General features: G+C 34.5%; 8 protein-coding genes. All 8 read left to right on the top strand.

What is annotated here, in order from left to right; genetic code table 11:
- Positions 1-217: 217 nt before the first annotated feature.
- The 8 genes from ABD011_RS08590 (at position 218) to ABD011_RS08625 (ending at position 13,750) form a co-directional block, all read left to right on the top strand.
- Positions 218-3,244: a SusC/RagA family TonB-linked outer membrane protein gene (locus ABD011_RS08590; RefSeq protein ID WP_343797477.1), complete on the top strand. Its 3,027-nt coding sequence runs from the start codon at positions 218-220 to the stop codon at positions 3,242-3,244.
- 13 nt (positions 3,245-3,257) lie between these two features.
- Positions 3,258-4,736, top strand: coding sequence for a RagB/SusD family nutrient uptake outer membrane protein (locus tag ABD011_RS08595; protein WP_343797479.1), 1,479 nt, complete (start codon positions 3,258-3,260; stop codon positions 4,734-4,736).
- Between the two features lie 11 nt (positions 4,737-4,747).
- Positions 4,748-6,856: a hypothetical protein gene (locus ABD011_RS08600; RefSeq protein ID WP_343797481.1), complete on the top strand. Its 2,109-nt coding sequence runs from the start codon at positions 4,748-4,750 to the stop codon at positions 6,854-6,856.
- 11 nt (positions 6,857-6,867) lie between these two features.
- A complete protein-coding gene (locus tag ABD011_RS08605; protein ID WP_343797483.1) occupies positions 6,868-8,499 on the top strand; it encodes a glycoside hydrolase family 16 protein in 1,632 nt (543 codons plus the stop codon).
- Positions 8,500-8,502: 3 nt separating this feature from the next.
- Positions 8,503-10,806 (top strand): beta-glucosidase BglX, encoded by a 2,304-nt coding sequence (bglX, locus tag ABD011_RS08610; protein WP_343797486.1) that lies wholly within the window; start codon positions 8,503-8,505, stop codon positions 10,804-10,806.
- Positions 10,803-11,567: a glycoside hydrolase family 16 protein gene (locus ABD011_RS08615; RefSeq protein ID WP_343797488.1), complete on the top strand. Its 765-nt coding sequence runs from the start codon at positions 10,803-10,805 to the stop codon at positions 11,565-11,567. Before bglX ends, ABD011_RS08615 begins: the two co-directional genes overlap by 4 nt.
- A 149-nt stretch (positions 11,568-11,716) precedes the next feature.
- Complete coding sequence (locus tag ABD011_RS08620) at positions 11,717-12,166, top strand: hypothetical protein (RefSeq protein ID WP_343797490.1); 450 nt, start codon at positions 11,717-11,719, stop codon at positions 12,164-12,166.
- Positions 12,167-12,445: 279 nt separating this feature from the next.
- Complete coding sequence (locus tag ABD011_RS08625) at positions 12,446-13,750, top strand: hypothetical protein (RefSeq protein ID WP_134200128.1); 1,305 nt, start codon at positions 12,446-12,448, stop codon at positions 13,748-13,750.
- Positions 13,751-13,858 lie beyond the last annotated feature (108 nt).

A 13,858-nucleotide genomic window follows, 5' to 3' on the forward strand; every position in this document is an offset into this window, starting at 1 on the left:
CTATACATTACCACAACATTTTATGCAAATAGCTAATCTACAACGATGTAGTTTGGTGTTTTGTAATGCTTCTAAAACCTAACAACAGTAAGGGTTTTTTGTCAAATTCGTAAAAAAATGTGATTTTTTTTGATTTGTATGTTTTTTGTAGCGTGCGTTTTTGATAATTTATTAGTGTAATGTGATAATTTTACCATACAACTAATATTCAATCTATATGAAAAAAACATACTTCATTGCTTTTATTGCCTTATTTATGTTTTCCGCATTTTCTTATGCGCAAACAATTAACGTAAAAGGTAATGTAAAAGATGTAGCAACAAATGCACCACTACCAGGTGTAAATATTGTTGTTAAAAACACAGCAAAAGGTGCTTCGACCGATTTTGATGGAAATTTCTCAATTAACGATGTGCCAATTAATTCAATTTTAGTAGTTACTTATTTAGGGTATCAAACTCAAGAAGTAACTATAACAAGTAGTCAAGAAATCTCAATTCTTTTAGTTGAAGATGCCGAATCTTTAGACGAGGTAGTGGTTATTGGTTACGGAACACAAAAGAGAAAAGATGTAACAGGAGCTGTGTCTCTAGTATCATCTGAAACTTTAGAAGATTTAAAACCTGTAGATGCAGCAATAGCACTTCAAGGTACATCTTCAGGTGTTACTGTTAACTCGCCTTCGGGTTCTCCAGGAGCTGAGTTTAATATTATAATTAGAGGTATTAGCTCTAATGGTAGTAACAAGCCACTTTACATTGTTGATGGTTATGAGGTGTCATCCTTTAACACTATAAGTCCAAATGATATTGAATCGATAACAGTGTTAAAAGATGCTCAAGCAGCTATTTATGGTATTAAAGGAGCAAATGGTGTCGTTTTAATTACTACAAAGTCAGGTAAGAAAAATTCAGCACCAAAGTTTTCATATAATGCATATACAGGAACTCAAGAGACAACACGTACACTTCCTTACTTAAATGCTACAGAGTATGCTTTATTACTTAATGAAAGTTATGCTGCTAATGGGCAAGCGTTACCTTATCCTAATGTTTCAGGATTAGGAGCCGGAACTGATTGGCAAGACGAAGTATTTAGTAATGCACCTATAACTAACCATAATGTTAGTTTGTCTGGTGGTGGTGAAAAAATTACTTACTATGTTGGAGCTTCGCGTTTGGAGCAAGATGGTATAGTAGCTAGAGATAAATCTGATTTTGTTAGAAACAACATCAAGATTAACCTAGGAATAGATATTTCTAAAAAATTCAAGTTTACAACTAATGCCAATTATTTTACAGCATCAAGTAGAGGGTTTTCAGAGAACGCTTTAGGTTCGGTATTATTCAATGCTTTAAACTATGCGCCAACTTTTAATGTAGATGAAGAAGATTGGAATGGTACTTTAGGAAACGAAGTTATTAATCCACTGTCACAAATAAGAAATACTTATAACAGTTACAACGGAACTAATATTGAAGGTAATTTTCAGTTAGAATACAAACCTTTAAAAGAATTGACCGTGACCTCAAGAATTGGATACAAAGTATATTCTGATAAAGGAAAATCGTTTGCTCCAATTGTTGAGTACGGAACAGGAAAAGTATTTAACAATCCTAGAAGTAGAGTTGACCAATCGAGAAACCACTACAACTCTTATACTTGGGAAACATTCATTAATTACGATAAAACATTTGCCGATAAGCACCACGCAACAGTAACATTGGGTACAAGTGCTCAAAGAAATTGGGGAGATGGTTTAAGCGCAAGCGGATTTGATGTACCAAATAACTCTTGGGAATTTGCAGATATAAGTTTAACACCAGGATTAAGTGATGCAAAATCAAATGCTTCTTATGTTTACGATAACAGGCTAACATCTTACTTTGGAAGACTGCAATACGATTATATGGGCAAATACTTATTGTCTGCAATGGTTCGTAGAGATGCTGCTTCAGATTTTTCTCCAGAAAATAGAGTAGACTACTTTAAGTCTGTAACTGCTGGTTGGAAAATTTCTGATGAACCATTTATGGAAGATTCTGAAGTAATAGATTTCTTAAAATTAAGAGCTAGTTATGGTACACTTGGTAATAATGTTGGAGCCGATTTATACCGAGCTTTATTAAATGGTGAAGCTACTTATGTAATGGATGGAGCTTTAGTAACAGGAGTTGCAAATGGTAGATTACCAAATCCTAATGCGCAATGGGAAACAGCAGAAAAGCTAGATGTAGGTTTTGATATTACATTACTTAACAACAAAGTAGACATTACAGCAGATTATTTTGTTGAAGATAGAGAAGATCTGCTTATAGGAGGTTTACCAGTTTCAGGTATTTTAGGAACTGCTGCTCCAGGAGGAGGAAACCCAACGGTTAATGCAGGAACAACACGTAGTAAAGGGTTTGAATTTAGTATTGGTTATAAAGATGACTTTTCTGATAACTTAAGTTTTGCTGCTAATTTCAACTTTACTAATGTAAAAGGAGAAGTAATTTCAATCAATGGAGATGTTATTCCTGAAGGAGGCGCTTTTGGCGTGGGTCAATTAGCACCATCAAGAATGGAAGTAGGACAACCAATAGGATATTTTTATGGATTAAAAACAGATGGAATATTTCAAAACCAAGCTGAAGTTGAAGCACATCCTTCACAATTGGCTTTAGGAGCTGAAGCTGCTCCAGGAGATATTCGTTATGCAGATGTTAATGGTGATGGAGTTATCGATTTTGATGATAGAACTTATTTAGGAAAACCGCAAGCAGACTATTACATGGGATTGAATTTAAGTGTAAACTTCAAGAATTTTGATCTTGCAACCTATATGTATGCTGAAGTTGGAAAAGAAATGGTTAGAAACTACGAGAGGTCTCAACCTAATGTAAACCGTTCTAATTTATACCTTAATAGATGGAGAGGTGAAGGTACTAGTAATACAGTACCTAGAGTTACAACTGCCTCAACAACTAACAGATTATTCTCTGATTTTTATGTGGAAGATGCATCATTCTTGAGAATTCAAAACATCCAATTAGGATATTCATTACCTGATAATGTTTTAGAAAAAATAGGAATGAGTAAATTCAGAATTTATGCAGCGGTAAACAATGCATTTACATTTACTGAATACTCAGGGTATGATCCTGCAGCTACTTCTGGAGATGCAATTGGAGGAGGAATCGACTACGGGTTTTACCCAATATCAAGACAGTATTTATTAGGGTTAAATCTTTCACTATAAAAAAATGATTAAAATGAAAACATACTTAAGAAAAATTAAAAAACTGTCACTTTTAATCGTTATGGGTTTAGCCATTAATGCTTGTGGTGACGACTATTTAGAAGATGTATCGACATATAACATAGATTCTGAAAACTATTTCAATTCAGAAGACGATTATTACAATGCCTTGATAGCAGTTTACGATATACTTCAATCTACCTATGCTAATGTTATTTTAGGAGAAATAGCTTCTAATAATACTTTATGTGGAGGAGAGAGTGCTACTGACGTTGTTGGGTGGCAACAAATTGACGATATGATTCATACACCAGTAAACAGTAACCTAAGAGATATATGGAACTGGATGTATGCAGGTGTTAATCGTGCAAATTATATTCTAGAATTTCAAGATAAAACCGATTTTGAAGGTAGAGAAACAATAATTGCTGAAGCAAGATTTTTAAGAGCTTATTTCAATTTTGAATTAGTAAAATGGTTTGGTCCCATTCCAATTAAGGAATCAAGATTTCAATTAGGTGATGAAACTACAATACCAAGGTCACCAGTTGAAGATGTCTATGCACTTATTGAAACCGATTTAATCTACGCAGTAAATAATCTTACTTACACTGCACCACAAACAGGAAGAGCAACTAAAGGTTCAGCACAAGCATTATTAGGAAAAGTGTATTTATATCAAGATAAGTTTCAAGAAGCAGCAAATGTATTAGACCTTTTAATTATGGATGGACCGTATGATTTGGTTACCGACTATGATACCATTTTTGAGATGGAAGGCGAAAACGGAATTGAGTCAGTGTTTGAAGTTCAATATACTGATGTTGAAGGAGCAGGATTCGATTGTTTACAGTGTAGCGAAGGTAATGTTGCAGTTGGTTTTAGTGGAGTAAGAAACTATAGTGGCCCACTGTTTACACCAGGATTTAGCTTTAATGTTCCTGTTCAAGAAGCTGTTGACGAGTTTGAAGATGGTGACTTAAGAAAAGACGTTGCAATTTTAGATATCCAAGCATGGGCAGATGAAACAGGAGCTACTTATGGTACAGGTTATGAGCATACAGGCTATTTCAACAGAAAGTATTTACCTAGAACTAGAAGTACTGAAGCAGCAGGAGATTTAAACCTAACAAACCCTAATAATTACAGAGCAATTCGTTTTGCTGATGTGTTATTAATGGCTGCAGAAGCTTTTAACAGAGGAAATATCAATGATACTAAAGCTCAAAATTTCCTTAATAGAGTAAGACAAAGAGCCTTTGGTGATACAGAGCATAATGTTACAGCAACAGGAGACGCTTTAACACAAGCTATTTATCATGAAAGACGCGTAGAATTAATAGGTGAAGGGCATCACTTCTTTGATTTGGTAAGAACAGGAAGAGGTACTGAAATACCAGGATTTACAGCTAATAAGAACGAATTATTTCCTATTCCATTACAAGAGATTCAATTCTCAAACGGAAATTGGGAACAAAACCCAGGATACTAAAATATAAGACTATGAAAATTTTAAAGTACACACTTGGCTTATCGCTCATTGTCCTTACATTATTTGGATGTACTAGTGATGATGATAATACAGATTTTGTCAATCAAATTGAAGCGCCAACAAATGTTTCGGCATCTGTAAGAGTAACACAAGACAACACAGGATTAGTTACCATAACACCTTTAGCAGAAGGTGTAACAACCTTTAACATTGGTTTTGGTGATAATTCAGAACCTTCAGGAGTTATCCTACCAGGAGGAAGTGTAGACCATATTTACGAAGAAGGAACTTACGAAGCAACAATAACTGCTAACGGACTTAATGGTTTATCAACTACTATCACACAACAAATTGTAGTGTCATTTCAAGCTCCAGAGATTTTAGAAGTTATTATAGAAAACGATTCAGCATTATCAAAAACAGTTAACGTAACTGTTACTGCAGATTATGCAATGTTTTATGAAGTTGATTTTGGAGAAGATGATTCAACTGAGCCATCTTCAGCCAATATAGGTGAAACTATTTCTTACACTTACCAAGAAGCTGGTATTTACACCATTACTATTGAAGCAATGGGAGCAGCTATTGAAACAACTACATATTCAGAAGACTTTGAAGTTACAGCTATTTTACAACCATTAGCATCGGCACCAACACCACCTTCAAGAGCTGAAGAAGATGTAATATCAATATTTAGTAGTGTTTATAATGATGTTCCAGATACTAACTATTTTCCAGATTGGGGACAAGGAGGTCAAGGCAGTGGTTGGGCTATGTTTGATTTAGGAGGAGACCAAATGCTACAATATGTAAATTTAAGCTATCAAGGTATTGCCTTAGCCGATGGAACTTCGGTAGACGTTTCTAACATGGAATCTCTTCATTTAGATGTTTGGACTGCTGATGCAGTGACTGATATTGAAGTATCACTAATTAATAACGCATCAGGTACAGTTACTGAAGCTCCAGTAACTGTAGCATTAAATGCTAATAGCTGGACAAGTATTGAAATTCCTATTTCAGATTATATCGATCAAGGATTAACAGTAACTGAGATTTTTCAACTAAAGTTTGTAGGCGAACCATGGGCTGCTGGAACAGTGTTTATTGATAATATTTATTTCTGGAAAACACCATCAGCAACACCAACAGGTGTTTTAGGAACTTGGAAGTTATCTACTGCTCCAGGATCATTAGGAGTTGGTCCAGCACCTGGAGATACTAGCTGGTGGAACTGTGATGCAGCTTGCGTAACTGATAGAGCTTGTTACTATGATGATGAATATATTTTTAATGCTGATGGAACTTTTAGTAATGTTCTTGGTACTGATACTTGGGTTGAAGGTTGGCAAGGTGGAGGAGATGCATGTGGAGCTCCAGTAGCACCTCATGATGGATCTAATTCTGCAACTTTTGTTTACAATGATATAGATGGTACAATAACATTAAATGGAGTAGGAGCTTATATTGGAGTGCCTAAAGCCAATAACTCTGGTGAATTAAGTAATCCAGCTGATGCGCCAGCATCTATTACTTATAATGTAGAGCTTTCTAATTTCGACACTGAAATGACAGTATCTATTGAAGCTGGAGCAGGCGTATTCTGGCAATTTCATTTAGTTAAAGAATCAGAGCCAGTATCTCCATTAGCAGGAACATGGCAAGTCGCTCAGGAAGCAGGAGCTTTAGGAGTTGGTCCAGCACCTGGAGACACTAGCTGGTGGAACTGTGATGCTGCTTGTGTAACTGATAGAGCTTGTTACTATGATGACCAATATGTTTTTGGAGCTGATGGATCGTTCAGTAATGTTCTTGGAGCAGATACTTGGGTTGAAGGTTGGCAAGGTGGAGGAGATGCATGTGGAACTCCAGTAGCACCTCATGATGGATCTAATCCAGCAACTTATACATATGATGAAGGAGCAGGAACTGTAACACTAAATGGTGTAGGTGCTTTTATAGGAGTGCCTAAAGCAAATAATTCAGGTGAGTTAAGCAATCCAGCTGATGCACCATCATCAATCACATATAGTGTAACGTTTATTGACAGTAATACAATTAATGTTTCTATTGAAGCTGGAGCAGGCGTATTCTGGCAGTATAAGCTTGTAAAAATTTAAAAAATAAGACTATGAAGAAATTAAGATATATTTTCGCTTCACTTTTGGCAATAGCTTTTGTAGCTACTTCTTGTCAAGATGATGATGCAAGTTTTGGAGATATAGTAGCTCCATCAAATATTGTTGTAACTACCGAAATTGTAGGGCAGGATGCCGATAATCCTTATGGTGATGGAAGTGGTGTAGTTAATTTTAAAGCTACAGCAGATAATGCTATCAACTTTAAGTTTGTTTACGGTTCGGTTGCTGCAAACTCACCAATTGGAGAGGTAGCAATGAATTTTTCTAACTTAGGCATTAATACCTATGACATTGTTGTTATAGCTTATGGTGCTGGCGGAACATCAAGCTCTACATTAGTTACTGTAGAAGTTTTAGCAACTTATGCGCCACCTGAAGATTTATTAGAACTGCTAGTTGGTGACGGCTCTAAAACTTGGAGAATGAAATCTGAACAACCTGGACATTTTGGCTTGGGTCCAGTAGGAGGACAAATTCCAGCGGAATGGTATGGAGCTGCAGCTAATGAAAAAGTTGGAGTAGGAATGTATGACGATCGTTTTATATTTAATGCAGATGGAACTTTCACTCATATTACCAATAATACTAATGATGATCCTACAAACGATCCAACAGGAACCATTTTTGGTCGTGATGGTCTTGTAAGTGAATTAGGAAGTGGTACAGGAACAATTAATGGAGCTGATGTTGAAAATTTCCCTTATAATGATTATTCTGAGACTTGGACGCTTATTGCTCCTGGAGGACAAGAAACCTTAAGTTTATCAGGATTAGCATTTATAAGCTATTACTGTGGTGGTAACCATAATTATCAAATTGTAGATCGCTCTGTTCCAAATGAAATTTTATTAAAAACTACTGATGGAAATGGAGAGTTCGATTGGTGGTTCATTATTACTTCAGAAGAAGAAGGAGCAGGACAAGATCCTTTCGAAACGGACTTTGATAATTTAGTTTGGGAAGATGCTTTTGATGTTAATGGAGCTCCTGATGCTACAAAATGGACCTATGATTTAGGTGCTGGTGGCTGGGGAAATGGCGAATCTCAAACTTACACAAACGCATCTGATAACGTTATTGTTGAAGACGGTTTGCTAAAAATAACTGCAAAAGCCGATGGAGGAAGTTATACTTCTGCTAGATTAAAAACTGAAAACTTATATGAGTTTACTTATGGTAGAGTTGAAGTAAGAGCAAAACTACCTGCTTCACAAGGGACTTGGCCAGCAATATGGATGTTAGGAGAAGATTACCAGACTAATACATGGCCAGCATGTGGTGAAATAGATATTATGGAACAAACAGGACAAGACAAAAATGTAGTTCTAGGAACTGTTCATCATCCTGCAGTATCTCCTGGAGCTGGAGATTCTTCTAGTACAAGTGCGCCAACTTCAACAACAGAATTTCATAATTATACTGTTGAGTGGAGAACAGACGAAATTATTTTCTTAGTTGATGATACTGTCTTCCATACTGTAAGTAATAATGCAGGTTTACCTTTCAACAGTGATTTCTTTTTGATTTTAAACGTTGCAATGGGAGGAACTTTAGGAGGAACAATTGATCCTGCATTTACCGAAGATACTATGGAAGTTGATTATGTAAGAGTATACCAGTAAGAAATGAAAGACTATATAAAAACGTATTTGCAGCTTGTCTGTATAGGACTACTATTGGTTTCATGCAACCAAACTGATGAGAAAAAATTGGCAATAAGTACTGTCAATACTAATCTTAATACTACCATCGAGTCTAAAGTAGATAGCCTTTTAGCTATAATGACTTTAGAAGAGAAAATTGGGCAAATGAACCAGTACAATGGGTTTTGGGATGTTACTGGTCCAGTGCCTGAAAATGGTGATGCGGCAAAAAAATATGACGATTTAAGAAAAGGGTTAGTAGGGTCAATGCTTAATGTGAGAGGCGTAAAGGATGTGAGAGCTGTTCAAAAAATAGCCGTTGAAGAAACACGTTTAGGTATTCCGTTAATTATTGGGTTTGATGTTATTCATGGTTATAAAACGATTAGCCCTATTCCATTAGCTGAGTCAGCTAGTTGGGATTTAGAAGCTATAAAAAAATCAGCAGAAGTTGCAGCTGAAGAAGCTGCAGCTGCTGGTATAAATTGGACTTTTGCTCCAATGGTCGACATCTCAAGAGATGCACGTTGGGGAAGAGTAATGGAAGGATCTGGAGAGGACACCTATTTATCAAGTAAAATAGCTGTTGCGCGAGTAAAAGGGTTTCAAGGCGAAGACCTTTCAGCTCACAACACTATTGCAGCTTGTGCAAAGCATTTTGCTGGCTATGGTTTTGCCGAATCAGGTAGAGACTATAATACTGTAGATGTTGGTACTTCAACACTTTACAATACTATCTTGCCACCATTTCAAGCAGCAAATGAAGCAGGTGTTAGAACCTTTATGAATTCTTTTAACGAGCTTAATGGTGTGCCAGCAACAGGTAATAAATATTTACAAAGAGAAATTCTTAAACATCAATGGGATTTTACAGGTTTTGTAGTGTCAGATTGGGGATCAATTGCAGAAATGATTGCACATGGTCATGCTAAAGATGGTACTCATGCTACAGAATTAGCGGTTAATGCAGGTTCTGATATGGATATGGAATCAAACCTTTATGTTAATGAGTTGGTCACTTTAGTAAAAGAAGGTAAAGTAGACGAGCAATTTATCACTGATGCTGCAAGAAGAATTTTAAGAGTAAAATTTGAATTAGGATTGTTTGATGACCCTTATAAATACTGTAACGAAGAGCGAGAGCAAAGCGTAACAGGTAGTAAGGAAATTCAAGATGCAGTGTTGGATATGGCTAAAAAATCTATAGTGTTATTAAAAAATGAAAACAATGTTTTGCCTTTAAAAAAGGAAGGACAAAAAATAGCAGTTATAGGAGCTTTAGCTAATGATAAAACAAGTCCGTTGGGTAGCTGGAGAATTGGAGCCGATGATGGAACAGCAGTTTCAGTTTTAGAAGGATTAAAAGCATATTCTGGAAATCAAATTACGTATACTAAAGGAGCAGATTTGGTATATGGACAGACTGTTTTTGCACGAGAATTAGATATTAATGTATCTGATAAAAGTGGGTTTACCGAAGCTAAACAAGTTGCTAAACAAGCAGATGTTGTTATTATGGTATTAGGAGAGCATGGGTTTCAAAGTGGAGAAGGAAGAAGTAGAGCAGATATTGATTTACCTGGAGTTCAGCAAGAATTACTTGAAGAGGTTTATAAAGTAAATAAAAACATTGTTTTAGTACTTAATAATGGAAGACCGTTAAGCATTAATTGGGCTGATGAGCATATACCAGCAATTGTTGAAGCGTGGCATTTAGGAACACAAAGTGGTAATGCTATTGCCCAAGTGTTGTATGGAGATTATAACCCAAGTGGTAAATTACCAATGACTTTTCCAAGAAGCGTAGGTCAATTACCATTATACTACAACAGTAAAAGTACAGGACGACCAAATATGCCTTCACCAGGCGAGGTATTTTGGTCTCATTATACAGATGTAAGCAATACACCATTATATCCTTTTGGATATGGTTTGAGCTACACTACGTTTAATTATACCAATTTAAAGGTTAACGTAGTTTCTAACAACACAGTTGAGGTAAGTGTTAAACTGACTAATACTGGTAAGCTAAAAGGTAAAGAAGTAGTGCAATTATATATGCAAGACTTATTTGCAAGTGTTACACGACCAGTAAAAGAGTTAAAGGGTTTTGAATTAGTCGAGCTAAACCCTAACGAGTCAAAAACAATTAACTTTACATTGTCTAAAAATGAGTTAGGGTTTTATTCCAACGAAGGAAAATTTTTACTTGAACCAGGAGACTTTAAAGTGTATGTTGGAGGAAGTTCAAATACAACATTAGAAGCTAAATTTACATTAGAATGAGAAATAGTTTTTTAATAGCATTATTGTGTATTGCTTTTACATCTTGTAACAAAGCATCAAAAAAAGAATTAATTTTTGAAGAAGACTTTACAGGAAGTTCATTAAACGAATCATTTTGGAATTACGAATTAGGAGATGGCTGCCCTAACCTCTGTGGTTGGGGCAATAATGAACGACAGACTTATACCAAGCACAATGTTTCAGTAAAAGATGGTTTGTTATATATTAAAGCAACAAAAGATAGTACGCTTTACGAGTCAGGAAGAATTACTACAGCAAAAAAGATTGAATTTCAATACGGAACAGTTGAAGTTAGAGCAAAGTTGCCACAAGGACAAGGTATTTGGCCTGCAATTTGGATGTTAGGCTCTGATATTGGTGACAAAGGTTGGCCAGCATGTGGAGAAATTGATATTATGGAATATGTTGGTAAAGCACCACATGAAGTACACACAACATTACATACTCCTGATAGTTATGGTCAATCTAAAAACACTAAAATTACAACAAACAATAAAATAGAAGAAGGCTTTCATATCTATAAATGTAATTGGACTAAAGATTTTATTGAGTTTTTTATTGATGATACTTTGGTTTACACTTTTAATCCAGAAGTTAAAAACGATAAAACATGGCCTTTTGATAAACCGTTTTATATTATACTAAACATGGCTATTGGAGGTAATTTTGGAGGTCCAGAAGTAGATGATTCAATTTTTCCTCAAGAGTTTATTGTAGATTATGTAAAGGTTTATAAATAAGATGGTTTAATCATAAAATGTCTTCTAAAGTCCTATTTGTTAATTTTTTACAATTTTTTTTTCGTAAATTCCTTAAAAAATCGACAAAACGCTTGTTTTTTTCGTTTAATTACATAAATTTGCGATATTGAACCCCTTAAATCTAAACTATGAAAACTAAATTTACTATACTTATGATGGTTTTTTTCCTAGCTATGAGTAACGTATTTGCTCAAAAAAAGGATGAGGCTCAAAATATTATAAGCGGTAAAGTTTCAATAACTAAGTATCATGATCGTGAAGATTTAGAAAAGATGCAAAAAGGAGAGTTGTTGGATTTGTATACCGAACGTATAGAAGTCATTGTTAACATTCTCCCTAATATTGCTTTTGCAACGAAGCCTGGTATTACAATGACGTCTTTAGGAATTCCAGACACTAAGGATAATAGAAAAGCATTAGAGGATAATAAAAACGCCTCAAAAATTTACTTTGATAGTACAATTGAATTTCAAAAAAAGGTGTTGCCTTATTCAGATAAATCAAATTTAATTGCAGCCATTCTTTTTTATGAGCAAACACTAAAATCGCTACATACTTATAACGAATTTAATAACTAAACAATTTGGTATTGTTTTTATAAAAACCTCAACCTAATAAGTTGAGGTTTTTTTATTTGTAATCTTTTATTTTTCTGATAAATAGGAGTTTTCTTGTTAATTAGTATTTCTTCTTCATTAAAAAATAGTCAAATTATCTTAATTTTTGTAGGAATAAACTGTCTTTTATATTAAAAAAATGTATTTTGCCGATATTATTTGTATTTCATAGGAAAAGTTAATATGTTTGGTCTAATAGTATAAAAATGAACCCCAAACCTAATTACAAATTTACCTACTATGAAAAACTCTACTCAAATTTTATGTGTATTACTTTTTGTTGTTGGCAACATTTTTGCCCAACAGGAAAAGGGAATAATAGGAGCAAATAACTGGTTGAATAATTGGACAGAGTTTAAACCAAATCATACTGATTATGGTGAGCCAACACAAATTTTAACCGGAAACATCACAAAAGATACAAAGCTTAATAAAAGAGATGTTTACCTTTTATTAGGAAGTGTTTTTGTTACTGATAGTACTACACTTACAATTGAACCAGGTACAGTAATACTTGGAGATTTTGATACTAATGGGTCACTTACCATTAGTAAAGGCAGTAAAATTATTGCTGAAGGGACTCAAACCGATCCAATTGTTTTCACTTCAAACAGAAGCGTAAAAAAACAAGGAGATTGGGGAGGTGTTTTTGTATTGGGAGATGCACCAATTAATAAATATGGAAATGGTTCTTCAGTTGAATACGGATTAAGACCTTCATCTTATGAAAATATTAGTTATGGTGGTGACAATACTGAAAGCAATTCAGGTATTTTAAAATATGTAAGAATTGAATTTGCTGGTAAAAGAACTAAAGACTTTGGTTATTTTAACGCACTTACTTTAGCAGGTGTTGGAAACCAAACCATTATTGAAAATGTTATGGTAAGTTATTGCGAAGGAAACTCTTTCAATATTCTTGGAGGAGAAGTAAACTTAAATAAGATGATTTCATATAGAACAAGTAGTAATGACTATGAGTTTAATTATGGAACATTATGTAATATTTCAAATTCTCTAGCAATTAGATCTCCTTATATCTCAGGAGCTGATGGTTCAATATGTATGCACATTGCTTCTTATGATAAAAAAGATGAAGTAGATTTTACTAAACCTGGAACTTTTGTTAATGCTGAAAACTTAACATTAGTAAATATTAGTGATAATTTAGAAGCTGATATAAAAGTTGGTTTGGTAAAAGAAGCACTTTATATCGATCAAGATGCCTCATTGAGAATGAACAAAAGTGTAATTTCTGGGTTTAATCCAGCGGTTATTTTAGATGACAATATCAAAGTAAATAGCGAAAATCTCAAAAAGATAAGATTTAGTGAAATGTATTTCAACAACTGCAACGGAAACATTTTTACTAAAAATAACTCCAATAACGAAGACTTAGAGAATTGGTACGGAAACAGTGTATTTTTTAATGTGTATTCTAAAGGAGACGACTCTGAAACATTTATTGATGCAACAAGCACGAGACGTCCTGATTACAGATTACGTATTAACAAAATTATAGCTTCTAACGCCTACGAAGACTAATAGATAGATTCATGTAATTTTTTAAACACTCTATTCATAATGAATTGCGTGTTCTTTTTGATTAATCAATTAAGAAGCTCTTTTAAGGGTTGACATTGAGAATAAAAA

Origin of the sequence: Gaetbulibacter jejuensis (genome assembly GCF_039524015.1) — a bacterium.
GTDB classification, from domain to species: domain Bacteria; phylum Bacteroidota; class Bacteroidia; order Flavobacteriales; family Flavobacteriaceae; genus Gaetbulibacter_B; species Gaetbulibacter_B jejuensis.

What these genes read in the sequence shown, in the direction of transcription:
- ABD011_RS08605 (WP_343797483.1), top strand. Translation starts at nt 6,868, where the DNA reads ATGAAGAAATTAAGATATATTTTCGCTTCACTTTTGGCAATAGCTTTT.
- bglX (WP_343797486.1), top strand. Translation starts at nt 8,503, where the DNA reads ATGAAAGACTATATAAAAACGTATTTGCAGCTTGTCTGTATAGGACTA.
- ABD011_RS08600 (WP_343797481.1), top strand. Translation starts at nt 4,748, where the DNA reads ATGAAAATTTTAAAGTACACACTTGGCTTATCGCTCATTGTCCTTACA.
- ABD011_RS08595 (WP_343797479.1), top strand. Translation starts at nt 3,258, where the DNA reads ATGAAAACATACTTAAGAAAAATTAAAAAACTGTCACTTTTAATCGTT.
- ABD011_RS08625 (WP_134200128.1), top strand. Translation starts at nt 12,446, where the DNA reads ATGAAAAACTCTACTCAAATTTTATGTGTATTACTTTTTGTTGTTGGC.
- ABD011_RS08590 (WP_343797477.1), top strand. Translation starts at nt 218, where the DNA reads ATGAAAAAAACATACTTCATTGCTTTTATTGCCTTATTTATGTTTTCC.
- ABD011_RS08620 (WP_343797490.1), top strand. Translation starts at nt 11,717, where the DNA reads ATGAAAACTAAATTTACTATACTTATGATGGTTTTTTTCCTAGCTATG.
- ABD011_RS08615 (WP_343797488.1), top strand. Translation starts at nt 10,803, where the DNA reads ATGAGAAATAGTTTTTTAATAGCATTATTGTGTATTGCTTTTACATCT.